The sequence below is a fragment of the Clostridium beijerinckii genome, from assembly GCA_003129525.1.
Lineage (GTDB): Bacteria > Bacillota > Clostridia > Clostridiales > Clostridiaceae > Clostridium > Clostridium beijerinckii_D.
In genome coordinates this window covers 248,432-272,500 of record CP029329.1, presented here as the reverse complement: position 1 = coordinate 272,500, position 24,069 = coordinate 248,432, and the positions used below count along the sequence as shown (strand labels likewise).

The window sequence follows — 24,069 nt, the reverse complement described above, 5'->3', positions numbered from 1 at the left end:
TACCTGGAGGAAAAGAAAGAAAAATCGATTTTCTTAGTAGCGGCGAGCGAAAAGGAAAGAGCCCAAACCAGAAATTTATTTCTGGGGTTGCGGACAGAACATAACGAGAAATCATGGTTAATCGAACATAACTGGAAAGTTAGACCGTAGGGGGTAATAGTCCCGTAGATGAAAATTATGATAATCAGTTCTGCACCAGAGTACCACGAGACACGTGAAACCTTGTGGGAAGCAGGGAGGACCACCTCCCAAGGCTAAATACTACCTGATGACCGATAGTGAAGCAGTACCGTGAGGGAAAGGTGAAAAGAACCCCGGGAGGGGAGTGAAATAGAACCTGAAACCATATGCCTACAACCGATCAAAGCACCATATGTGTGTGATGATGTGCTTTTTGTAGAACGAGCCAACGAGTTACGGTATGTAGCGAGGTTAAGTACTTAAGGTACGGAGCCGAAGGGAAACCAAGTCTTAATAGGGCGACTAGTTGCATGCTGTAGACCCGAAACCGGGTGACCTATCCATGGCCAGGTTGAAGCGAGGGTAAAACCTCGTGGAGGACCGAACCACGTTGCTGTTGAAAAAGCATGGGATGAGCTGTGGATAGCGGAGAAATTCCAATCGAACTCGGATATAGCTGGTTCTCCTCGAAATAGCTTTAGGGCTAGCGTCGGAAAATGTGAGTAGTGGAGGTAGAGCACTGAATAGGCTAGGGGGCATAGCGCTTACCGAACCTTATCAAACTCCGAATGCCATATACTATCAGTCCGGCAGTCAGACTGTGAAAGATAAGTTCCATGGTCAAAAGGGAAACAGCCCAGATCGTCAGCTAAGGTCCCAAAGTGTAAGTTAAGTGGAAAAGGATGTGGGATTTCTAAGACAACTAGGATGTTGGCTTAGAAGCAGCCACTCATTAAAAGAGTGCGTAATAGCTCACTAGTCAAGAGATCCTGCGCCGAAAATGTCCGGGGCTCAAACTTACCACCGAAGCTACGGGTTCACAATTTATTGTGAGCGGTAGAGGAGCGTCGTAATCGGGCTGAAGTCGTACCGTAAGGAGCGGTGGACTGATTACGAGTGAGAATGTTGGCATTAGTAGCGAGATGTAAGTGAGAATCTTACAGGCCGAATATCTAAGGTTTCCTGAGTAAAGTTTGTCTTCTCAGGGTTAGTCGGGACCTAAGGCGAGGCCGAAAGGCGTAGTCGATGGACAATTGGTTGATATTCCAATACCACTACAATCGTTATTATCGATGGTGTGACGGAGAAGGATAGGATGTGCTAGCTATTGGATGCTAGTCTAAGCGTTTAGGGAGTTAGGATAGGCAAATCCGTTCTAACAATTCTGAGGCGTGATGGGGAAGGTTCTACGGAACCGAAGTATCTGATTCCATGCTTCCAAGAAAAGCATCTAGAAAGAGAAGTAGTGCCCGTACCGCAAACCGACACAGGTAGATGAGGAGAGAATCCTAAGGCCGACGGAAGAATTGCAGTTAAGGAACTAGGCAAATTGACCCCGTAACTTCGGGAGAAGGGGTGCCTGCAGCAATGCAGGCCGCAGAGAATAGGCACAAGCAACTGTTTAACAAAAACACAGGTCTCTGCTAAAGCGTAAGCTGATGTATAGGGGCTGACGCCTGCCCGGTGCTGGAAGGTTAAGGGGAATGCTTAGCGGTAACGCGAAGGTGTGAACTTAAGCCCCAGTAAACGGCGGCCGTAACTATAACGGTCCTAAGGTAGCGAAATTCCTTGTCAGGTAAGTTCTGACCCGCACGAATGGCGTAATGACTTGTGCACTGTCTCAACTGCAAATCCGGCGAAGTTGTAGTGCGAGTGAAGATGCTCGCTACCCGCGATTGGACGGAAAGACCCCGTAGAGCTTTACTGTAGCTTAGCATTGAATTTCGGTATTGTCTGTACAGGATAGGTGGGAGACTGGGAAACCAGAGCGTCAGCTTTGGTGGAGTCGTTGTTGGGATACCACCCTGATAGTATTGAAGTTCTAACTGGATGCCATGAAACTGGTGACAGGACATTGTTAGGTGGGCAGTTTGACTGGGGCGGTCGCCTCCTAAAATGTAACGGAGGCGCCCAAAGGTTCCCTCAGAACGGTCGGAAATCGTTCGAAGAGTGCAAAGGCAGAAGGGAGCCTGACTGCGACACCTACAAGTGGAGCAGGGACGAAAGTCGGGCTTAGTGATCCGGTGGTACCTCGTGGGAGGGCCATCGCTCAACGGATAAAAGCTACCTCGGGGATAACAGGCTGATCTCCCCCAAGAGTTCACATCGACGGGGAGGTTTGGCACCTCGATGTCGGCTCGTCGCATCCTGGGGCTGAAGTAGGTCCCAAGGGTTGGGCTGTTCGCCCATTAAAGCGGCACGCGAGCTGGGTTCAGAACGTCGTGAGACAGTTCGGTCCCTATCCGTCGCGGGCGTAGGAAATTTGAGAGGAGCTGTCCTTAGTACGAGAGGACCGGGATGGACTGACCTATGGTGTACCAGTTGTTTCGCCAGAAGCATAGCTGGGTAGCTAAGTCGGGAATGGATAAACGCTGAAAGCATCTAAGTGTGAAGCCAACCTCAAGATTAGATTTCCCATAGCGTAAGCTAGTAAGACCCCTTGAAGACTACAAGGTTGATAGGTCAGAGGTGTAAGTATGGTAACATATTTAGCTGACTGATACTAATAGGTCGAGGGCTTGACCAATATATAATCAAGTTGTAAAATATACATTAATATCTATATGCAATTTTGAAAGAACATAGTTTTTTCAATTAAGTAATTACAGTAATTTGATTCATGTAAAATAGTATAAACGATAGATTTGGGTTGTTTTTTCTAAGGAAACACTAACTCACATGCGTTCGTTGGTGTGCTAATTTACACGAAATCGAAGATTTCTGTAAATTATGCATCTCGTGACGATGGCATAGAGGTAACACTCCTTCCCATTCCGAACAGGACAGTTAAGGTCTATAGCGCCGATGGTACTGCACGGGTGACTGTGTGGCAGAGCAGGACGTTGCGAGGTTAAGTAAAAAAGATAGTTATTATAACTATCTTTTTTTGTTGTATAAAGAAAACCACTAACAGGCAGATGGTTTCTTATTTAGAAAATAAAGAATATATAACTATATTAAACATTTTAAAGTTTCAACATGTCCAGAAACCTTTACTTTTCTATAGATATTTGTGATAAGTCCTTCTTCATTTATTACAAATGTGCTTCTTTCAATTCCAAGATATTTCTTTCCAAACATAGTTTTTTCTTTTAATACTCCATAAAGATTACAAACTGCTTCTTCTTCGTCAGAAAGTAAAAGAAAAGGCAAATCATATTTAGCAATAAATTTATCATGAGATTTAATAGAGTCTCTACTTATACCTATAATTATAGTGTCTTTTTCATTAAATTCCTTCATTGAATTTTTAAAATCTTGAGCTTCTTGTGAGCAAGCAGCTGTATTATCCTTTGGATAAAAATATAAAATTACTTTTTTATTTAAATAATCACTTAAAGTATGTTCTTTTTTATCAGAGCCTATTAAAGTAAAATTTGGGGCTCTTAGTCCTTCTTCTAAAATTAAAGTTTCCATATCATACCTCCTAATATATAAATCATATTACTAATTATTATCTATCAATATTTAATATTTGTAAAGATAGATTACAATATATATTTAAATTAATAAAGTTAATAATTTAAATATATATTAAAAAACAATGGATAATAATAGAAATAATTTCATGAATTTAAATTTTATGAATATAAATTAAGGAGATTTCTAATTTATTGTTAAATAAGAGTGGGGGAACTGAAGAGTGAAATTAAATAAAAAGTCTTCTAGTTATGCTGATAAGATTTTTGTTAATGGAGTTATATATAGTATTGATGATAGGAATAGTGTTCATGAGTCAATGGCTATTAAGGAGGGAAAGATAGTAGCTTTAGGAAGCAATGAAGAAGTAAGAAACTATTTTACTGATAAAACAGAAATTGTTGATTTGAAATTCAGGATAGTGTTGCCAGGGTTTATAGATGCTCATTGTCACATACCAGAAAGAATGATGATAAAAAGAGATGGATTGTCTTTATTTGATGCAGGTAATCCTCGGCAATATCTAAAATTGATTCAAAGTTATGTTGATTCTCATCCAGAAGAAGAGATAATTTATGGAGTAGGATGGAAAAGCTCTGATTTTGAGGGAGAAGAAAATGATTTAAATAGATATATTGAAATGTTTAAAGGACCAAATAAAAAGTGGCTTGAAAAGATACGAACTAATAAACCAATAGTATTAAAGGATTGTGATGGTCATGCCTTATGGTTAAATAATAAAGCATTTGAATATTTCAAAATAACTAAAGATACAAAAACTCCAATTGGAGGCAAAATAGAATTAGATGAACAAGGTGAATTATGGGGTATATTAAAAGAAAATGCTATAAGATTGGTTAACATAAATAATGTTCAGAACTATAAAGATAAGGAATACTTAAGTAGATTTATAAAATATCAAAGTATTTTACATTCATATGGAATAACAACAATAGGCCAAATTAATGAGGAAGAATTAGAAATGCCATTGGAACTTTATAGAAGGCTAGAGATAACTAATAAGCTTAAATTAAAAGTAATATATGGGATTACTATTATGCCCTATGATGTATGCAAAAAAACTATATATGAACAAATACATCAATTAAAGAGAAATAGAATAATATATAAAACAGACTTATTAGATGTAGCAATAACTAAGCTTTTTGCAGATGGGATTATAGAAATGGAAACAGCTCACTTATTTAAGCAATATGAAAACATAGATGAAAAAAGTACTAAAGTTAATGGAATTTTTAGGTGGGATATAGTTGAATTTAAAGAGGCAATTGCTATGGCAAATAGATTAGATTTTAATGTTTGCATTCATGCTGTAGGAGATTTTGCCTGTAAATTAGCAATTGATGGAATAGAGTATTCTATTAATAATAATAATATAAATCATAATCATAGAAATTCATTAATTCATGTAGACTTAATAACTAAATATTATAAACGAAGAATGAAACTTTTAAATATAAATGCTATAATACAACCATTTTGGTTTCATAAGAATGTAAACTCTAGCAAAAATGAAGTACAAGCAATAGGAGAAGAAAGAGCACACAGAGAATATCCAGTTAAGTCATTAATTGATGAAGGGATTGTTACAGCAGGATCTTCAGACCATGAGGTTCCTGAAGATCCTAATCCATTAAATGCTATTGAATGTGCTGTAATACGAAACTTATATGATTTTATTCCTTCAAGGTATCCTGAAAGAGTAGATTTAAATGATGTACGATATAGGTTAAACCCTAGTGAGAGAATATCAATAATAGAAGCTATTAAAATATTTACAATAAATGCAGCTTATGTACTAGGTAAGGAAAAAGAAGTAGGCAGTTTAGAAATTGGAAAAAAAGCTGATTTTATAGTATTAGATAAAAATATATTTACAGTACAACCATTAGATATACATGATATTAATGTTGTTCAAACGTATTTTAATGGGGAATTAGTCTATTTAAATCAATAAAATTAAAGGTGGAGAAAAAGAAGCACAAGAATTTATTGATAAATTAGAAATATTCTTATTACTTGCAAATGTAGCTGATGTTAAGTCATTAGTAATTCATCCAGCAAGTACAACGCACTCACAATTAAGTGTAGATGAATTATTAGATCAAGGAATTAAACCCAATATAATTTGCCTTCATATGGTAAGTAATACACAACTATTGATTAACATATAGTTTTTTTGTGGATAAAAATGTTTAAAATAGCTATTATTAAATATAAAAAAGATCTGTCTAAAAATAAAGTGAATATATAAATATAAAACCTCAAACTTATTTGTAAATTACACAATGTTTGAGGTTTATTCTAAAAAAGGTTTTAAGGAACATAGGTAATATAAAATTTGTAAAATATAAACTTTTTAACATGCATACATATTGATACGTATTGTTTTTTTTGACATCTTTTTAAAATACTCATATCCATCAATCCAATATTGCAGTAATTCCGGCTTGTAGTCTATAAGATTTTTTAAGAAATCATCAAATAAATTTAATTTAACAAGAATACTAATAATAGCTATAGGATAAGGTGTATTTTTGCTGTAAGTTTTTCTAGGATCAATAATTTGAATTTTTTCATTTTCATTAACAAATATATGAGCATTTCGTATATTGATTCGTGTGAATTGTAATCTTTTAAAATCTTCAACAAGTTCAATAAGTTCTATTGATAAATTATAAGATAAACTATTGTTATTTAGAAATTCATAAAGATTTTCACCAGCTACATATTCTCGCAACATCATATTATCTGCTAGAAAAATAACATTTGGAAAGAATCTACTATCTTTAGCTTTCTCCAAAATTTCAGCTTCAGCTTTAGCATTTTTTGCTTTAGAAAATATTTTTAAAGCAAAACCTTCAGGTGTTAGATATACACTACCTTCACCACCTTTACCTAATAGTTTACATTCTTTTATATCTAAAATGTATCTCATAATATCACTTTAAAATATTGTTTTAAATATTATATGAATATATGCACTAAGATTCTACTGAATAATTAAAATCATTTAATTAATTGTTAGGAATAATGAGTATTTTTAATTTTTACAACAAATATATTAATTTATTATAAAATTTTTATAGTAAATTAATATATAGAAGTCAAAGTGTTTTATAACTTGTAATTTTAGAATATAATACTAATTATATTCTAAAAGAAAAATAATATAATTTAAACATTATACGAGGAGGAACTAGAATGGAATTAAATTGGAGTCTAAAAGAAGTATACCCATCATTTGATAGCTATGAATTTAAGAATGATTTAGAAAATCTTACTGAGGCTATAGAAAATATCAATATATGGGCGACCGATATAGTGAAAGATAAAGAAAATTTAGTTAAGAACTTAGAAGAGTATATAAATAAATTTACAACAATCACAGACTTATCTAGTAAACTTAGTATTTTCATAAATCTTAGCTTAAGTGTAAATACAAAAGATAAAGAAGCATTAAAATATTCAGATATTTTAGAAAAGAAATTAACAAATTTAGTAGAGAGTTCCGTTAAACTTGAAAGGTACATTAGTAAGATAGAAAATATAGATGACACTATAAATAAATCTCAATTGCTTAAAGAACACGAGTTTATATTAAAGTCTATAATTGAGCAAAGTAAGTATTTGCTTAGTGATAAAGAAGAAAATATAATAGCTAATATGAAGAATACGGGTTCAAATGCTTGGATTAAATTAAAGGATAATTTAATTTCAACATTAAAGGTAGAGATTGAAGAAGATAATGAAATTAAAGAAGTACCTTTAACTATAGTTTTAAATATGGCTTATGATAAGGATGCAAAGGTAAGAAAGACAGCTTATGAAGCAGAAATAAAATCTTATAAAAAGGTAGAAGAAGGCGTAGCCGCAGCTCTAAATGCTATAAAAGGTGAAGTTTTAACTGTTTGTGATTTTAGAGGATATAATTCGCCTTTAGATAAGACACTTATAGATTCAAGAATGAATGAAGAATCATTAGAAGCAATGTTTTCGGCTATGAAAGAAAGTCTCCCTGTATTTAGAAAATATTTAAGAAGAAAGGGAGAAATGCTCGGACATAAAAATGGTTTGCCATTCTATGATTTATATGCACCAGTTTGTGAAGCTGATATGAAATTTTCATATGAAGACGGTACTAAGTTTGTGGAAAAGAATTTTAGAACATTTAGTGATCATCTAGGTGATTTCGCGAGTAAAGCTATAAATAACAATTGGATAGATGTTCAACCTAGAGACGGTAAAGTAGGTGGAGCTTTCTGTGAAAATTTACATTTTATTGGGGAAAGCAGAATATTATTAAATTATGGAGATAATTTTGGTGATGTAGTAACCCTTGCTCACGAATTAGGCCATGGTTTTCATGGAGAATGTTTAAATGATGAAACTACATTAAATTCAGATTATCCAATGCCAATAGCAGAAACAGCATCCACTTTTTGCGAAACAATAATTAAGAAAGCTGCAATTAAAGATGCAACTAAAGATGAAGCATTAGCTATTCTTGAAACTGAAATTAGTGATTGTACCCAAGTAATTGTTGATATATATTCTAGATTCTTATTTGAAAAGTCATTTTTTGAAGCAAGAAAAGAAAGTTCTTTAAATGTTGAAGAAATAAAAGAACTTATGTTAAATGCTCAAAGAGAAGCTTATGGAGATGGTTTAGATCCTAATTTCTTACATCCATATATGTGGACTTGGAAGCCTCATTACTATGATGCAGAGTATAATTATTATAATTTCCCATATGCATTTGGATTACTTTTTGCAAAAGGATTATATGCTGAATACCTTAAGAAAGGTCAGGCTTTTGCCAAGGAGTATGAAAAATTGCTTTCAATTACAGGGAAAAATAAAATAGCAGATGTAGCAAAAGTTATGGGAATAGATATAAATGATAAGGGATTTTGGAGAAATTCTTTAAAGACTATTGAAGAAGATATTAATGAATTTATAGAACTTAGTAACAAATAATACAGAGAATTTTATTACAAAGGATGTAGTTAATATATATGTTGTAAAAAATTATCTTCATTAAAACAGTGAATATTAAAAATAGGTTGTAAGAACCTAAGTTGCATTAAGAATCCATATTACAACATATATATAATAGATAATTTAAGTAATATAATAAGAGGGGTAAATCGAAAATGAAAATATTTTATAATTCAGCAACAGGAAATTCATTGTATGTTGCAAAAACAATAAGAGATGAATTTAAAGATTGTGAATTAATTTCTATGAACAAAGCATTAAAAGAAAATAAAGTTAATGTTAGTGAAGATATGATTGGATTTATATATCCTATTCATTGTGGAGGATTACCAATCGTAGTTAATGAATTTATTTCAAAGTTAAAAATAAATGAGGATGCATATGTTTTTGCAATAGGTGTTACTGGTGGAGGTGGAGCTGATTTAAGCTTCAGCCAGATTAATAAATTATTACTTAACAAACTTAAAATAAGTAATTATTGTACTATAAAATATATTTCAAATTATATAAGAGCAGGTAAAAACCCTACAGAAAAAAGAGCTAAGGATGCAATAAAAGAAAATGAAAGCAAATTATTAGATTTTATAGAATCCATTAAGAGAAAAGAGAGCAAGATACAAGATTTTAAAGGTGGAATTGGCAATTTAGGATATAAAATGTGGAAGGATTATTATAAGAACAAAGATAAAAACTTTAATGTAAATGATAAGTGCATTGGATGCAATATGTGTGAAAAAGTTTGTCCGGTAGACAATATTATAATGGAAAATAATAAACCAAAATGGTCTGGACAATGCACAGATTGTATGGCATGTATAAATATATGCCCTAAAGAAGCAATAAATATTGGAAAATCTACTATTAAAAAAAATAGATACTTAAATCCATATATAAAGAGAGAAGAATTATTTTAAAATAGAGGGTATTTCGTAATTGAAATATCCTCTATTATTTATTTGATAGTATTAATTTTGGTGTTTTATTTCATTAAAAATAAAATATTTCATAGAATTAATAAACTTATATGTAATAATATGGTAATATATAATATAGAAATATGTATGAAATGGGGTTGTGAAAAATGGGATTCTTTAAAAAAGATGAAATTGAACAAAAAGAGGTAAACGTAATTAATGAAATTAGAAATGAAACCAAAGACGTTAAAAAGAATGTTTCTAAGAAAAAAAATTTATCGCTATTTGATGTAGAGACAATTGATTATGTGATTGAATATTTTCCATCAATGTCCGTTAAAATTCAAGATGGTCTGAATAATTTGGCAGGCATATTAGAAAATACAATAGATAATATTGAGGATAAATCAAGTGAAATTGTCAAAAAGGATAGAGATTTCAAACTTAGTAAAGCTCATAGAAATGCATCCATAGCCATATATGATATTGTTCAAAATATAAGCGAATATATAAAATGGATGAAGGATGAGTATGAAAAGAACATGCGGAATGAAGAAAATAAACTGAATCAAATAAATAAAGAACCTAAAATTGAAATTATAGAAAAAGATGTAGAAAAAAAAAATAAAGATTTCAGTAATAAAATAATTAACAAAGATGAAATAGAAGTATACAAAGATTTTTCACTAAAAGAACCTAAAGCATTTAAATTAGATCATAATGAAGTAATGGTTGAAGATTGGAATGATTTACTTGTAAAAACAGCAGAAGTTTTAACAAAACAATATAGAGAAAACAAGAATAGCAATAAGGACATTAAAGAAATAAAACCAATAGGAAAAAAATCAACTCAAAATTCTTTTAGAGATACTGTTATAGAGATGCTTACTGAATATAAGATAAGTCTTGATGAGTTTAAAATTATCATTAAATAACCATTTAAGGTTAATTTTAAAGTAACATTAACTAGGTATAAAAACAATTATAAAAGATATTGACAATAAATATCATACAAAGTACAATAGGAATATAAATAGGTTGAACTAAATTTAATTTTGATAAACTTAGTATAAATAGATGTATACTTATATAGAAAAAGCTTAAAATAGTTAGTAGAAAGCAAGTTTAATAAAGATTATTTTAATTATAGGAAAACGGAGGAATAAAATATGAAAATAGTAGATAGCAATGAATTTAAAAGTGAAATAGAAAGTGGAATTACAGTTGTAGATTTCTTTGCAACTTGGTGTGGACCTTGTAAGATGTTAGCCCCAGTACTTGAAGGATTATCAGGTGACATGGAAGGAAAGGCTAAGTTTATAAAAGTTGATATAGATCAAAGTTTAGATTTAGCAAATGAATTTCAAATTGCAAGTGTACCAACAATGGTTATTTTTAAAGATGGTCAAAAAGTAGAGCAACTTATAGGATTTTTACCAAAAGAAAAAATTCAACAAACAATTGAAGCTAACTTATAAAATATTCTTTTAAGTAAAAGCATAGCACATGCATATATAAGTGCTATGTTTTTATTATAGGAATATAGATTGGATACAATTTAATTTCTATAAATACAATTTTCATTATACTAAAACACAATAATATAAAAAATTATATAATGAAATGTAATTATGAATCTTTATAAGTTTTGAACCAAAAAATGAATGAGTAATAAGTAAAAATGGAAGAATATAAAGGGAATAGTAGTTTTAATAGTAAGTACTAGAATTGAATCTAAACTGACATCAGAATTTAAAGAACTAGAAGAACTTTATAAAGAAATAAAATGGGATTTGATTAAGCTTCTGATCGATAAAGAAGGAAAAGTAGTGAAAAGATATTTACCAAAAACAAAAGCTTTAAAGATAAAAGGATAATATTTTGAAATTACTGCATTGTTAAATTATAATGTATATATGTTGTGTAAAAAAATAAATATAAATGGAAACCAGAAATAAAAATTTAAAGTACAAATTTGTACTGGCTTACATATTTAAGTTAAGGTAAATTAAAAATATTGGAGGAATTTAATATGAGCGAAAGATATGATATTGCAATAATAGGAAGTGGACCTGCAGGCTTATCTGCTGCATTAAATGCAAAAATTAGAAAAAAAAAATTTATAATATTTGGTAACAAGGAACTTACTAGTAAGCTTACAAAAGCCCATGAAATAAATAATTATTTAGGATTTTACAAAAAAAGTGGCAGGGAACTACAAGAAGAATTTAGCAACCATTTAAAAGAAATGGATATAAATATAACAGAAGAAAAAATTAATAATATATATGCAATGGGTGAATATTTTGGATTAATGGTAAATGAAAAAATGTATGAAGCTACATCTGTAATATTGGCTACAGGCGTTCAATATGGAAAATTATTTAATGGGGAAGAAAGATTGCTTGGAAAAGGTGTGGGATATTGTGCTACTTGCGATGCACCTCTATATAAAAATAAAATAGTTACAATAATAGCATACAATAAACATGAAGAGGAAGAAGCTAATTTCATTGCTACTATAGCATCTAAAGTTTATTATATTCCTATGTATAAAGAAAAAGTTGAAGTAGATTCTTCTATTGAAATTGTAAATGATATTCCAGTTGAAGTTATAGGAGAAGATAAGGTAAACAAACTAAAACTTAAGAATTCAGAGATTGATACAGATGGTATTTTCATATTAAGAGATAGCATTTCTCCTGGACAATTGGTACCAGGACTTAAAATATTAGATAACCATGTTGAAGTAGATAGATTAATGAAAACAAATATAAATGGGTGTTTTGCAGCTGGTGATGTTGTTGGAAAGCCATATCAATATATAAAATCAGCTGGAGAAGGTAATATAGCAGCATTATCAGCAGCTAGTTATGTTGATTCCATTTCTAAAAATTAATTTATCAGTTAGCGCTTAGATTTATTATGACTATTGTGGTTATGAGGTGCCCAGTGAGGGAAAAAGTTAAAATCAACTTAAACTTGGGATTTCTTCACCGCCTGAATCAGGATTTACTGGATATTAATATAAGAAGGTTTATTTTAAGATTGACATATATAAGTAAAAAAGCTAAGCTTAATTATATTTATTAAAATTAAATTTATAAAAATCAGATTAGATATAGGAGAAAAAATGAAGAAATATGATAGTATTAAATTAGATAATCAACTGTGTTTTTCATTATATGCAGCATCAAGAGAAATAATAAAATTATATAAACCTTTTCTTGATAAATTTAATCTTACATATACACAGTATATTGCAATGCTTGTATTATGGGAAGATGAAAAAAGCACAGTTAAAGATATAGGCAAAAGATTACATTTAGATTCAGGAACATTAACTCCATTATTAAAAAAGATAGAAAGCATGGGGTTAATAAAGAGATATAGAGATGTAAATGATGATAGAGTAGTAATAGTTGAACTAACTGAGCAGGGAAGGCTTTTGAAGGATGATGTAACAGAAGTACCACATGAAATGGCATGTAAGATAAATATGCCAATAGAAAGAGCTATAGAATTAAAAAAATCTTTAGATGAATTATTAACGATTTTAGAGTAGGGAATTTTGAAAAATCCTTTGATTTATTGTAGCGGAGGAGAAATTTAGTATGAAAGATGTAATTAATAAATTACAAGGAAATGAATTTTTCAATAATCTTAATAATGAGGAAATTGAAAAGTTAATTTCTAATATTGGATATTCAGTTAAAGCATATAGAAAGGGCGAAATTATTGCAAATGAAGAAGATATGTGCAATAGTTTGGGATTTGTTTTAGATGGATCAATTGAGATACAAAGAATATATCTTAGTGGAAAACAAATTACTCTAAAGCGATTAAGCAATGGGGATGTATTTGGAGAAGCTTTAATATTTTCAAAGAAATCTAAATATCCATCGACAGTTATATCATTTAGTGATAGTAGTGTACTTTATATAAGTAAAGCAGATGTATTAAAGCTATGCACAATGGATCAAAGAGTTCTTGGTAATTTTATGTCTGCATTAAGTAACAAGATATTCATGTTGAATTCCAAAATAAAAAGCATAGCATTTAAGAGTATTAAACATAAGGTGATTAATTTTATATTAGAACAAGCAAAGATGCAAAAAAGTGAAACAATTAACTTAAGGGATAGTAAAGAAGAAATTGCATCCACAATGGGAATCCCAAGGCCATCTTTATCAAGAGAATTAATGAATCTTAGAGATTTAAACTATATTGAATTTGATAGAAACGTAATTAAGATTTTAAAGATTGAAGAATTAGAAGAAGAATTATTTGACTAAAGCGATTGATAAATAATAACATATCAAATACACACATAGTGGCATGTTATTTAAGAAAATGTGCTTAAGTTTAAATTTACGCTTAATTTAATAGGACTGATTACTAGGAGTATGGATGAATAAAATTACTATAGAACAATTAAACGAATTAGATATTTTTAAAAACATATCTAAAGCTTCATTTGAAAAACTTGTTCATTTTGGGGAAGTTAAAAAATATGATCGAGGAAGTCATATTTTTAGAGATAAAGACGATGTTACAACATTGTATATCGTAGTAAGTGGTAGTGTATCATTATATAAATTAAATGAGAGTGGCCATAAACGTGTAATATTCATTTTGGGGGTAGGTAAAATGATTAACGAAGTAATTATACAAGACTTACCATCATCTATTAATTGTGAAGTTTTTGAGGAAGCGCAAATACTAAGTTATGATAAATATACATTTTTAGAAATTATGGAAAATGATTTTACGCTTTCTAAAAATATAATTTCTTCATTAGCAATGAAAGTAAGGCGGATGTATAGACAACTTAAAAATGCAAGTGGCATAATACGGATGGAAAAAAAGCTTGCTGCAAAGTTGTGGAAATTAAGCAAAGATTATGGAGTATCATGTGATAATGGAGTAATCATTAATATGAATATAAGTATTACGTATCTTGCGGATTTGTTAGGGTCTAAAAGAGAGACAATATCTAGAGCTTTAAAAATACTTTCAAATGAAAAATTAATTAAATATGAAGATAAAAGAATTAAAGTAATTAACCAAGAGAAGTTAGCGCAATTTTTTAAAGCACCGTGATTAAAATCACGGTGCTTTAGTTTTTAATAATCTATAATAAAATTATAGATAACGTAAACAAGAAAGGGGAGATAATAATATGTTTTGTGAAGAATTTAACAGTGTGGTTATGGCGGCAAAATCAAAAGTTAATTTATTAAAAACAAATAGACTAGGATACTTTATAAGTTCAATGCTTGCAGGTCTTTATGTGGGAATGGGGATAATGCTTATATTTACAATTGGAGGTTTATTAAGCAGTAGCGGCTCACCAGCGACAAAAATAGTAATGGGAGCATCGTTTGGTATTGCACTTAGTTTAGTTATTATGGCAGGATCAGAATTATTTACTGGAAATAATTTCATTATGACGGCAGCTTCTTTAAAAGGAGACGTAAAATGGACAGACACTCTAAAAGTGTGGATAGTTTCTTTTATAGGTAATTTAGTTGGATCAATTATTGCAGGATTTTTGTTTTATTCTACAGGACTTTCAGCAGGACCGATAGGAGAATTTATTGCAAAGACATCTGCAGTAAAGATGAGTATTCCATTTTTACCATTATTAGTTCGTGGAATATTATGTAATATATTAGTATGTTTAGCTACATGGTGTAGTTTTAAATTGAAAAGTGAATCAGGTAAATTAATTATGATATTTTGGTGTTTGTTTGCATTTATAACATGCGGATTTGAACATAGTGTAGCGAATATGACACTTTTAACAATTGGTTTATTTAATCCAGGTGCTGCAAATGTAAGCATAATGGGTTATATATATAACATAGGAGTAGTAACACTTGGAAATATGATAGGTGGAGCTATATTCTTAGCATTACCTTATTATATAATCTCAAAAAAGAAGTAAAGGAGAAGGATGATGGGATATAAATTAAGTAAGAAAAGCGTAAATGATATAATTAAAGATTTATCAAAAGAATATATAATATATGCCCCTAAGATATTTGAAGGACAAGGTACTTTTTCAGATACTGATAGAGTGCGTTATGGCGAAATAAATACAATAGATGAAATTGTTTTTGACAAGAAAGCTCAATATTCATATAAAGAAGTATTGCTTCCTATTTCTCAAACACTTTTCTTTTTCACAGAAGATTCTATAAAGGAAGCAGATGCTCCTAAGAAGGGTGCTATCATTTTATTAAGAAGTTGTGATTTACATGCAGTAAAACGTATGGATGATATTTATTTAAAAAATGGACAAGAAGATTACTATTATAAGAGAATAAGAGAAAACGCTAAGTTTATTTTAATGGGATGTGAAGATTCATTTGAAAATTGTTTCTGCGTAAGCATGGAAACAAATAGAAATGATGAATATGATGCATACTTAAAAGTAGATGGTGATAATGTATATGTAGATATTAAAGATGATACTTTAGAAAATCTATTTAAAGCTGATGAAACTTTAGATGTCAAACCAGACTTTGTAACAGAAAATAATGTAAGTGTTTCTATACCAGAAAATCTTTCTTTAGATGTTATGAAATCTGAAATGTGGAAAGAATACAGCAGTCGTTGTATTGCTTGTGGAAGATGTAACTTTGTTTGTCCTACATGTACTTGCTTTACAATGCAAGACGTTTTCTATACTGACAATGGTAAAGCAGGGGAAAGACGTAGAGTATGGGCATCTTGTCATGTAGATGGATTTACCAATATGGCAGGGGGACATAGTTTTAGATTAGATAAAGGACAACGTATGAGATTTAAAGTATTGCACAAAGTGCATGATTACAAAAAGAAGTGGGGATATCACATGTGTGTAGGATGTGGAAGATGCGATGATATCTGTCCAGAATATATATCTTTCTCTAACTGTGTAAACAAATTAAAAGATGGTATGAAAGAGGTGTCTGCAAATGAGTAAAAATGAATATATTCCTTTTTTATCAGAAATTAAGGAAGTAATTAAACATACAGAAATTGAATACACTTTTCGTATGGAATTTAAAGGTGATGTAAAACCAGGACAATTCTTTGAAGTATCATTACCTAAGTTTGGTGAAGCACCTATTTCAGTAAGTGGTATAGGAGAAGGTACTGTTGATTTAACTATAAGAAGAGTTGGTAAAGTTACTGATGAAATATTTAACACTTATGTTGGAGATAAGTTATTCTTAAGAGGACCTTATGGAAATGGATTTGAAATTGAAAACTATAAAGATAAAGAAGTAATTGTAGTTGCCGGAGGAACTGGACTTTCACCAGTAAAGGGCATAGTAGATTATTTTTCTAAAAATTCATCACATGCAAAGGGCTTTACATTAATTGCAGGTTTTAAATCACCAAGTGATGTTTTATTTAAAAGTGATGTTGAAGAATGGAAAAAGAACATTAATCTTATTTTAACAGTAGATAATGCAGAAGAAGGATATGAAGGTAACGTTGGAATGGTTACAAAATATATTCCTGAACTTCCAATTAAGGATATTAAAAATGCAGTAGTAGTTGTAGTAGGACCTCCTATTATGATGAAATTTACAGTAGCAGAATTTTTAAAACTTGGAATAGAAGAAAATAATGTTTGGATTTCTCAAGAAAGAAAAATGTGCTGTGGAATTGGTAAATGTGGACATTGTAAAATAGATGATACTTATATTTGTTTAGATGGACCTGTTTTTAATTATTCAAAAGGCAAATCTTTAATAGATTAGGAGGAGTTAATTGTGGATTTAAATACAAAGAAAATCAAAAAAAATGCTTTTAGAGTTACTAAAGTAAGGGGATTAACTGCTTCTAGAATTAGGGTTCCTGGTGGACATATGGATGCAGAGTTACTTGGAAAGATACAAGAAATTTCAGAAAAGTACGGGAATGGTACCATTCATATAACAACACGTCAGGGCTTTGAAGTACCTGGTATTAGGTTTGAAGACATGGACAAAGTTAATGAGCTATTACAACCTATTATTGAAAAATTAGGCATAAATCAAGAAGTACCTGGAAAAGGATACACAGCAGCTGGAACAAGAAATGTATCAGCATGTGTAGGGAATAATGTTTGTCCTTATGGAAATTATAATACATCAGATTTTGCTATGAGAATAGAAAAGGCTATATTCCCAAATGATTTACACTTTAAAGTAGCACTTACAGGATGCCCTAACGATTGTATAAAAGCAAGAACTCATGACTTTGGTATAATTGGAATGACAGAACCACAATATGATGCAGATAAATGTGTAGCCTGCGGGGCATGTGTAAAGGCCTGTAAGAAAAAATCTGTAGATGCTCTTAGCGCAGTTAATTACAAAGTTGTAAGAAATGCAGAAAAATGTATCGGCTGTGGTGAATGTGTAATCAATTGTCCAACAGGTGCATGGACAAGAAGTAAAGAAAAATATTATAAATTAGTTCTTATGGGCAGATCAGGTAAGAAAAATCCACGTCTAGCTGAAGATTTCTTAATCTGGACTGATGAACAAAGTATAATTAAAATAATTTTAAATACTTATAAATTTGTTGAACAATATATAGACAAAGATGCACCGGGTGGAAAAGAACATATAGGATATATTATTGATAGAGTTGGCTTTGATGAATACAAAAAATGGGCTCTAGAAGGTGTAGCATTCCCAGAAAAAACAATTGTTAAAGAACGTATTTACTGGAGTGGAATACATTTTTGCTAGAATTATATTTTATATATTAGAATAAAAATTAAGATAGAGTGGATATATTTTAAGTAAAGTAACATAAATTACGTAAATATCCATTCTATTTTTTATATTCTATAATCAACAAATATATATATTTTTTTCATAATAAAAATGATTAGTAACAGGCGTTACAGATTATTTGGCAATTTAAATGTAAAATAAGTTTGTAAGGTAATCGAAGAAAATATAAAGCAATAATAATTTTTAAATTTATTCAACTAGAAACAAATGTGTGGAGGAGATTAAAATTATGGATAATAAAATGTTTTGTTTTCAATGTCAAGAAGCAGCAGGTTGTACAGGCTGTACTGTAAAGGGAGTTTGTGGTAAGACACCAGATCTTGCGAAAATGCAAGACTTATTAATATATACAACTAGAGGTTTATCGGAAGTAGCAACAAAAGCTAGAGAAGAAGGTATTACTGTATCACAAGCTATTAATACGATGGTAACAATGAATCTTTTCACTACTATAACTAATGCTAATTTTGATAAAGAAGTATTTTATGGTAGAGTGAAAGAAACTTTAAATATAAAAGAAGAATTATTAGCAAAATTAAGTAATAAAGAATTAAGTTCAGCTGCTTTATGGAAAACTGAATCTAGAAGCGAGATGGAAGCTAAAGCAGAAACAGTTGGAGTATTAGCTACTGAAAATGAAGATATTAGAAGTTTAAGAGAACTTATTACTTATGGATTAAAAGGATTATCTGCATATATGAAACATGCAAATGCTTTAGGATATGAAGATGAAAATATATGTGCTTTCATGCAAAAGGCATTATCATTAACTGCAGATAATAATGTAACAATAGATGAATATATAGGATTAACTTTAGAAACAGGAAAATTTGGTGTTGATGGAATGGCTATATTAGATAAAGCTAATACTGAAACTTACGGTAATCCAGAAATAACTAAGGTTAATATTGGAGTTAAAACAAATCCAGGAATATTAATTTCAGGTCATGATTTAAAGGATTTAGAACAATTGTTAATTCAAACAGAAGGAACAGGAGTAGACGTTTATACTCACTCTGAAATGTTACCAGCTCACTACTATCCAAATTTAAAGAAATATTCACATTTAGTAGGTAACTACGGAAATGCATGGTGGAAACAACCAGAAGAATTTGAAAGTTTTAATGGACCAATACTTATGACTACTAACTGTATAGTTCCACCAAGAGACAGTTATAAGAGTAGATTATATACTACAGGTTCATCAGGATATGAAGGATGTGTTCATATTGCAGCTGATGAAAATGGAAAGAAAGATTTCTCTGTAATTATTGAACAAGCTAAGAAATGTGCAGCACCAGTACAAATTGAAGAAGGTGAAATTGTTGGTGGATTTGCTCATAATCAAGTATTAGCATTAGCTGATAAAATAGTTGACGCAGTAAAAACAGGAGCAATAAAGAAATTCTTTGTAATGGCAGGATGTGATGGTAGACAAAAAGCTAGATCATACTACACAGACTTTGCTGCAGCACTTCCAAAGGATACTGTTATATTAACAGCAGGTTGTGCAAAGTATAAATACAACAAATTAGATTTAGGAGATATAGGTGGAATCCCTAGAGTTTTAGATGCGGGACAATGTAATGATTCGTATTCATTAGCAGTAATTGCATTAAAACTTAAAGAAGTATTTGAACTTGAAGATATAAATGAATTACCAATAGCATTTAACATTGCATGGTATGAACAAAAAGCAGTAATAGTTCTTTTATCTTTATTACACTTAGGAGTAAAGAACATTCACTTAGGACCAACACTTCCAGCATTCCTTTCACCAAATGTAGTTAATGTTTTAGTAGAAAACTTTGGTATCGGTGGAATAACAAATGTTGAAGATGATATAGAAATGTTTTTAAACTAATAATAACAGCGTAATTAAGGGGCTGTTGCAAAACGGTTATTTATTAAAGATATTTATATGAAGTATATATTATTTCATATAAATTATGCAAAAGGGACTGTGTATAATGAATTTTTATTCATTGTGCAACAGCCCCTTTTTTTATATGATTAATTGTATTTAAAAGTATTTAAATTATATTAATAATAAAAACATGGTATAATTAATATCAAATAATGCCTATAATGTATTAACAAAGAAAGGAGTAGTGTATATAAATGAAGAAAAACAATTTTTTTTCCAAAGAAAAAAAGAATAACAGATTTGCAGGAAAAGAATTTTTAAAATATGTAGGGCCAGGAATTTTAGTTACAGTAGGATTTATAGATCCAGGTAATTGGGCATCAAATATTGCGGCTGGATCTAGTTATGGATACAAATTACTTTGGATCGTTACATTATCAACAATAATGCTAATTGTGCTACAACATAATGCTGCACATTTAGGCATAGTTACAGGGCTTTGTATTTCAGAAGCGATAAATAAATATATGAAATCAATTATTGGAAAAGTGATAACATCAACTGCAATATTAGCAGCAATAGGTACTGCTATGGCAGAAATTTTAGGATCAGCGATAGCTCTAAAAATGTTATTTAATATACCTATAAAAATGGGATCTTTAATATCATCCATATTAATAATATTTATGTTGTTTTCAAATTCATATAAAAGAATAGAAAAAGTCATCATAGGATTTGTATCAATCATAGGATTATCATTTATATTTGAGACAACACTCGTAAATGTAAATTGGAGTGAAGCATTAAAAAACTTAGCAATACCTAATATTCCCCATGGTTCACTGCCAATAATAATGAGTATTTTAGGAGCAGTGGTTATGCCACATAATTTATTTCTACATTCTGAAGTAATTCAAAGCAGAAAATGGAATTTAAAGGATAAATCAATAATTGAAAAGCAATTAAAATATGAATTTATGGATACAATAATATCAATGATAATAGGATTTGTTATAAACAGTGCAATGATTTTAGTTGCAATAACATTCTTTCAGAATGGAGTTGAAGTAACAGAAATTGAACAGGCTCAAATAATGTTAAAACCTTTGCTAGGAAGTAGCGCCTCACTAGTATTTGCAATAGCTTTATTATTTGCAGGAATAGCTTCATGTATTACTGCTGGAATGGCAGGAGGATCAATATTTGCTGGATTATTTGGAGAAGAATATGATATAAATAATAGACATAGTAAAATGGGTGTTTTAATTACTATTATATTTGCATTATTAATAATATTTTTTATTGAGAATCCATTTAAAGGGTTAATATATTCACAGATGTTATTAAGTATTCAACTTCCTATAACTATTTTTAGCCAAATATATTTAACATCATCAAAAAAAGTTATGGGAGAATATAAAAATACCACAATAGAAAATATCATACTCTGGGTTATTGGTGGTATAGTTACAGCATTAAATATTATGTTATTAGTAAGTGTTATTTAAAGTAAAAAAGGTAGTTGGAAATATAAAGGTTTCATATTATAATAGCTCCTTATATAACCAATAAATAGATGAAAGAAAAGGTTTGGTGGTATCTTAAAATAAAGCGTTAAAGGAAGAGGTTTAAGTATGCCTCTTCCTTTAACGCTTTATTGCTTTTCATAAAGAAATATATATGCTAAAGGAATAGTTTACCTTCTAGGCATTCTCAAACTGCTTATATAGACGATAATTATTCTAAATTCAACTTATTCTTTAAAATATAATTAGTTATTATAAAATAAGCGATTAATAATAGTAAATTAAATAAAATAGTAGGCAATAGAATCATATGAATAGGGAAAATTGATTCAATATTATCAAACATAGATGCGAAATTTGAATGTGAAAAAGCTATTACAATAACAGATGAAATTGCAGCTGTAACTAAGTTTAAAACTATGAATGCACCAAAAGATGAAAGAATTCTATGTTTACTAAATAAATGCCCGATGGATATAGAGGCATAAATCATAGTAAGAGATTTTACTAGGTATACTAGAACAGCGATAATTACTTCGATAATTACTATATAAATTTCAAACCCCAATTCAGCATATCCTTCTGAAAGGGCATTAAATAATTCTCGAAAAAAGTAGATAAAAGCATCAGGATTAAATGCCATAATAATTATAGAAAGCATAGCTACAAGTCCACTTACAATGTTCCAAAAAGTTGCAATTGAAATCTTGCTTGTAATATTAGTGATAGTACTTACAGGAAGAGTATTCATCAAATATCCTTCATCTCCAAGTAAATTTTTATAAAACCTTTGTATTATTACAAAAAATGTAACTATAAAGACAGCAGCCATAGTACACCCATATCCAAAAATGCTAAGTATAAAAGGAATTGAACCAAAGCCTTCAAGCTTATCAGAAAGACCTGTTCCTATAAAAAATTTATTGATAATAGCAAAAGCGAGTAGTGCTATATAAAGTGGGATAAGAGTCCTAGCAGTTGCTTTAAGTTCATATTTCATTAATTTTCCTAACATTTAAATACCTCCCTAAATAGAGTATCAACACTCTTTCCTTCAGTTTCTCTAATTTCATCAACGCTCTTAGTTAAGAATATTTGTCCCTTTGAAATAAATACTACATCGTCTAATACTCTTTCAATATCTGAGATAAGGTGAGTGGATATAATAATAGTAGCATTTTCATTATAATTAGTGATTATTGTATTTAAAATATAATCTCTAGCAGCAGGATCAACGCCAGCTATTGGTTCATCTAATAAGTAAAGATCTGCTTCTCTACTCATAACTAAGATAAGTTGAACTTTTTCCTTTGTACCTTTAGACATGGTTTTTAATTTATCATTAGGATTAATATTTAATTTCTGAAGCATTTCATAAGCTTTTTCAGAATTAAAATTATCATAAAAATCTCTAAAGAAATTAATAATGTCAGAAACCTTCATCCAATCATTTAAGTAAGTTCTCTCAGGTAAATATGAAACAATTTTTTTTGTTTCAATCCCAGGTTTAAGACCATTTATAAATATTTCTCCACTTGATGGAGTTAAAAGTCCATTTGCAAGTTTTATAAGTGTACTTTTACCACTGCCATTAGGTCCTAAAAGTCCAACAATTCTACCACGATTAATTGTTAAATTTATACCTTTTAATGCTTCGGAATTAGCATACGTCTTAACTAAATTCTTACATTCTAAAATAGGATTGTTATTTACATTACTATTTGTGAAATTAGATATTGAACCATTTTCAGCAGAATCATAAAGCAAGTTATTTTCATTATTATTCATTATTTCATCTCCTTTGATATATTTTCTACAAGTTGAATTGTTTCTTGTTTTGTATACCCTATTTTCTCCATGTTATAAAGAAATTTTTCAATTTGCTCTTTTGCGAGTCCATTTCTAATATCTTTAATCATATTACTATCCTCCGTAATAAATCTACCACTTGTTCTTTGGCTAAAGATTAAACCTGTTTTCTCTAATTCTGTAAGTGCTTTTTGCATTGTATTTGGATTAACTGAGGCATCACTTGCCATATCTCTAACAGATGGTAGTTTTTCACCAACGTTATATATGCCTGAAATTATCCTAAGTTGTATCTGCTCCATTATTTGAAGATAAATTGGTCTATCGTCATTAAAATTCCATGACATAGTCTCACTCCTTTGTAAATTGAATTGCTGTATTATTGTATTAGTATGTTAATACAATAATACAGCAGCAGTTATTATTTGTCAATAAAATATTTTGATAAATAATTGCAATTGCCTATTATTAATTAAAAAAATACTAAGTACAAATTAATACGAAATAATTCAAGGAAATTTAAAAAAAATCGATAATTAATAAGT

21 protein-coding genes, 2 rRNA genes and 1 pseudogene (1 of these 24 running past the window's edge) are annotated in these 24,069 nt (G+C 30.0%); 19 read left to right on the top strand and 5 right to left on the bottom strand.

The annotated features are described in order from the left end of the window. Positions 1-2,708 (top strand): 23S ribosomal RNA (locus tag DIC82_01155); it begins 206 nt to the left of the window's first position. A gap of 207 nt (positions 2,709-2,915) precedes the next feature. After that, positions 2,916-3,032 (top strand): 5S ribosomal RNA (gene rrf, locus DIC82_01150). Between the two features lie 100 nt (positions 3,033-3,132). On the opposite strand, the gene DIC82_01145 is transcribed toward rrf, so the two are convergent. Continuing rightward, positions 3,133-3,597, bottom strand: coding sequence for a peroxiredoxin (locus tag DIC82_01145; protein AWK49785.1), 465 nt, complete (start codon positions 3,595-3,597; stop codon positions 3,133-3,135). A 226-nt stretch (positions 3,598-3,823) separates the two neighbouring features. On the opposite strand from DIC82_01145, the gene DIC82_01140 reads away from it, so the two are divergent. Both DIC82_01140 and DIC82_01135 read left to right on the top strand, forming a co-directional pair. Beyond that, positions 3,824-5,578 carry an amidohydrolase gene (locus tag DIC82_01140; GenBank protein AWK49784.1) on the top strand — a complete coding sequence of 585 codons (1,755 nt, stop codon included), beginning with the start codon at positions 3,824-3,826 and terminating at the stop codon, positions 5,576-5,578. Beyond that, positions 5,577-5,795 (top strand): annotated as a pseudogene (locus DIC82_01135) (hypothetical protein). Before DIC82_01140 ends, DIC82_01135 begins: the two are co-directional and overlap by 2 nt. Positions 5,796-5,980: 185 nt before the next feature. On the opposite strand, the gene DIC82_01130 reads toward DIC82_01135, so the two are convergent. Continuing rightward, complete coding sequence (locus DIC82_01130; GenBank protein ID AWK49783.1) at positions 5,981-6,559, bottom strand: serine/threonine protein kinase; 579 nt, start codon at positions 6,557-6,559, stop codon at positions 5,981-5,983. A gap of 266 nt (positions 6,560-6,825) precedes the next feature. On the opposite strand from DIC82_01130, the gene DIC82_01125 reads away from it, so the two are divergent. From DIC82_01125 to DIC82_01055, 15 genes are all read left to right on the top strand, one after another. Beyond that, positions 6,826-8,601, top strand: coding sequence for an oligoendopeptidase F (locus tag DIC82_01125; protein ID AWK49782.1), 1,776 nt, complete (start codon positions 6,826-6,828; stop codon positions 8,599-8,601). A gap of 176 nt (positions 8,602-8,777) precedes the next feature. After that, positions 8,778-9,536 (top strand): 4Fe-4S ferredoxin, encoded by a 759-nt coding sequence (locus DIC82_01120; protein ID AWK49781.1) that lies wholly within the window; start codon positions 8,778-8,780, stop codon positions 9,534-9,536. 167 nt (positions 9,537-9,703) lie between these two features. Next, on the top strand, positions 9,704-10,471 hold the full coding sequence (locus DIC82_01115; GenBank protein AWK49780.1) for a hypothetical protein: 768 nt from the start codon (positions 9,704-9,706) through the stop codon (positions 10,469-10,471). A gap of 234 nt (positions 10,472-10,705) precedes the next feature. Continuing rightward, positions 10,706-11,014: a thioredoxin gene (gene trxA, locus DIC82_01110; protein AWK49779.1), complete on the top strand. Its 309-nt coding sequence runs from the start codon at positions 10,706-10,708 to the stop codon at positions 11,012-11,014. Positions 11,015-11,227: 213 nt separating this feature from the next. Then, positions 11,228-11,413 (top strand): hypothetical protein, encoded by a 186-nt coding sequence (locus DIC82_01105; GenBank protein ID AWK49778.1) that lies wholly within the window; start codon positions 11,228-11,230, stop codon positions 11,411-11,413. 155 nt (positions 11,414-11,568) lie between these two features. Then, positions 11,569-12,435, top strand: coding sequence for a thioredoxin reductase (locus DIC82_01100; protein AWK49777.1), 867 nt, complete (start codon positions 11,569-11,571; stop codon positions 12,433-12,435). Between the two features lie 234 nt (positions 12,436-12,669). Continuing rightward, a complete protein-coding gene (locus tag DIC82_01095; protein AWK49776.1) occupies positions 12,670-13,101 on the top strand; it encodes a MarR family transcriptional regulator in 432 nt (143 codons plus the stop codon). Positions 13,102-13,150: 49 nt separating this feature from the next. After that, positions 13,151-13,831, top strand: a complete 681-nt coding sequence (locus DIC82_01090) for a Crp/Fnr family transcriptional regulator (protein ID AWK49775.1) — start codon at positions 13,151-13,153, stop codon at positions 13,829-13,831. 115 nt (positions 13,832-13,946) lie between these two features. Next, positions 13,947-14,639 (top strand): Crp/Fnr family transcriptional regulator, encoded by a 693-nt coding sequence (locus DIC82_01085; protein AWK49774.1) that lies wholly within the window; start codon positions 13,947-13,949, stop codon positions 14,637-14,639. 79 nt (positions 14,640-14,718) lie between these two features. Then, positions 14,719-15,486, top strand: a complete 768-nt coding sequence (locus DIC82_01080) for a nitrite transporter NirC (GenBank protein AWK49773.1) — start codon at positions 14,719-14,721, stop codon at positions 15,484-15,486. 12 nt (positions 15,487-15,498) lie between these two features. Then, positions 15,499-16,509 (top strand): anaerobic sulfite reductase subunit A, encoded by a 1,011-nt coding sequence (locus DIC82_01075; protein AWK49772.1) that lies wholly within the window; start codon positions 15,499-15,501, stop codon positions 16,507-16,509. Then, positions 16,502-17,296 (top strand): anaerobic sulfite reductase subunit AsrB, encoded by a 795-nt coding sequence (locus tag DIC82_01070; GenBank protein ID AWK49771.1) that lies wholly within the window; start codon positions 16,502-16,504, stop codon positions 17,294-17,296. The genes DIC82_01075 and DIC82_01070 overlap by 8 nt, the downstream gene beginning before the upstream one ends. 12 nt (positions 17,297-17,308) lie before the next feature. Then, positions 17,309-18,274 carry a sulfite reductase subunit C gene (gene asrC, locus DIC82_01065; GenBank protein ID AWK49770.1) on the top strand — a complete coding sequence of 322 codons (966 nt, stop codon included), beginning with the start codon at positions 17,309-17,311 and terminating at the stop codon, positions 18,272-18,274. Between the two features lie 277 nt (positions 18,275-18,551). Beyond that, positions 18,552-20,186: a hydroxylamine reductase gene (locus DIC82_01060; GenBank protein ID AWK49769.1), complete on the top strand. Its 1,635-nt coding sequence runs from the start codon at positions 18,552-18,554 to the stop codon at positions 20,184-20,186. A gap of 257 nt (positions 20,187-20,443) precedes the next feature. Then, positions 20,444-21,697, top strand: a complete 1,254-nt coding sequence (locus DIC82_01055; protein ID AWK49768.1) for an Mg2+/Co2+ transporter — start codon at positions 20,444-20,446, stop codon at positions 21,695-21,697. A gap of 229 nt (positions 21,698-21,926) precedes the next feature. On the opposite strand, the gene DIC82_01050 is transcribed toward DIC82_01055, so the two are convergent. From DIC82_01050 to DIC82_01040, 3 genes are read right to left on the bottom strand one after another with little or no spacing between them, the layout of a single operon-like run. Continuing rightward, positions 21,927-22,730 carry an ABC transporter permease gene (locus DIC82_01050; protein AWK49767.1) on the bottom strand — a complete coding sequence of 268 codons (804 nt, stop codon included), beginning with the start codon at positions 22,728-22,730 and terminating at the stop codon, positions 21,927-21,929. Beyond that, positions 22,724-23,503 (bottom strand): ABC transporter ATP-binding protein, encoded by a 780-nt coding sequence (locus tag DIC82_01045; GenBank protein ID AWK49766.1) that lies wholly within the window; start codon positions 23,501-23,503, stop codon positions 22,724-22,726. The genes DIC82_01050 and DIC82_01045 overlap by 7 nt, the downstream gene beginning before the upstream one ends. Beyond that, positions 23,503-23,871 carry a GntR family transcriptional regulator gene (locus DIC82_01040; protein ID AWK49765.1) on the bottom strand — a complete coding sequence of 123 codons (369 nt, stop codon included), beginning with the start codon at positions 23,869-23,871 and terminating at the stop codon, positions 23,503-23,505. Before DIC82_01040 ends, DIC82_01045 begins: the two co-directional genes overlap by 1 nt. Positions 23,872-24,069 lie beyond the last annotated feature (198 nt).

What these genes read in the sequence shown, in the direction of transcription:
- DIC82_01145 (AWK49785.1), bottom strand. Translation starts at nt 3,597, where the DNA reads ATGGAAACTTTAATTTTAGAAGAAGGACTAAGAGCCCCAAATTTTACT.
- DIC82_01130 (AWK49783.1), bottom strand. Translation starts at nt 6,559, where the DNA reads ATGAGATACATTTTAGATATAAAAGAATGTAAACTATTAGGTAAAGGT.
- DIC82_01125 (AWK49782.1), top strand. Translation starts at nt 6,826, where the DNA reads ATGGAATTAAATTGGAGTCTAAAAGAAGTATACCCATCATTTGATAGC.
- DIC82_01120 (AWK49781.1), top strand. Translation starts at nt 8,778, where the DNA reads ATGAAAATATTTTATAATTCAGCAACAGGAAATTCATTGTATGTTGCA.
- DIC82_01115 (AWK49780.1), top strand. Translation starts at nt 9,704, where the DNA reads ATGGGATTCTTTAAAAAAGATGAAATTGAACAAAAAGAGGTAAACGTA.
- trxA (AWK49779.1), top strand. Translation starts at nt 10,706, where the DNA reads ATGAAAATAGTAGATAGCAATGAATTTAAAAGTGAAATAGAAAGTGGA.
- DIC82_01100 (AWK49777.1), top strand. Translation starts at nt 11,569, where the DNA reads ATGAGCGAAAGATATGATATTGCAATAATAGGAAGTGGACCTGCAGGC.
- DIC82_01095 (AWK49776.1), top strand. Translation starts at nt 12,670, where the DNA reads ATGAAGAAATATGATAGTATTAAATTAGATAATCAACTGTGTTTTTCA.
- DIC82_01090 (AWK49775.1), top strand. Translation starts at nt 13,151, where the DNA reads ATGAAAGATGTAATTAATAAATTACAAGGAAATGAATTTTTCAATAAT.
- DIC82_01085 (AWK49774.1), top strand. Translation starts at nt 13,947, where the DNA reads ATGAATAAAATTACTATAGAACAATTAAACGAATTAGATATTTTTAAA.
- DIC82_01080 (AWK49773.1), top strand. Translation starts at nt 14,719, where the DNA reads ATGTTTTGTGAAGAATTTAACAGTGTGGTTATGGCGGCAAAATCAAAA.
- DIC82_01075 (AWK49772.1), top strand. Translation starts at nt 15,499, where the DNA reads ATGGGATATAAATTAAGTAAGAAAAGCGTAAATGATATAATTAAAGAT.
- DIC82_01070 (AWK49771.1), top strand. Translation starts at nt 16,502, where the DNA reads ATGAGTAAAAATGAATATATTCCTTTTTTATCAGAAATTAAGGAAGTA.
- DIC82_01060 (AWK49769.1), top strand. Translation starts at nt 18,552, where the DNA reads ATGGATAATAAAATGTTTTGTTTTCAATGTCAAGAAGCAGCAGGTTGT.
- DIC82_01055 (AWK49768.1), top strand. Translation starts at nt 20,444, where the DNA reads ATGAAGAAAAACAATTTTTTTTCCAAAGAAAAAAAGAATAACAGATTT.
- DIC82_01050 (AWK49767.1), bottom strand. Translation starts at nt 22,730, where the DNA reads ATGTTAGGAAAATTAATGAAATATGAACTTAAAGCAACTGCTAGGACT.
- DIC82_01045 (AWK49766.1), bottom strand. Translation starts at nt 23,503, where the DNA reads ATGAATAATAATGAAAATAACTTGCTTTATGATTCTGCTGAAAATGGT.
- DIC82_01040 (AWK49765.1), bottom strand. Translation starts at nt 23,871, where the DNA reads ATGTCATGGAATTTTAATGACGATAGACCAATTTATCTTCAAATAATG.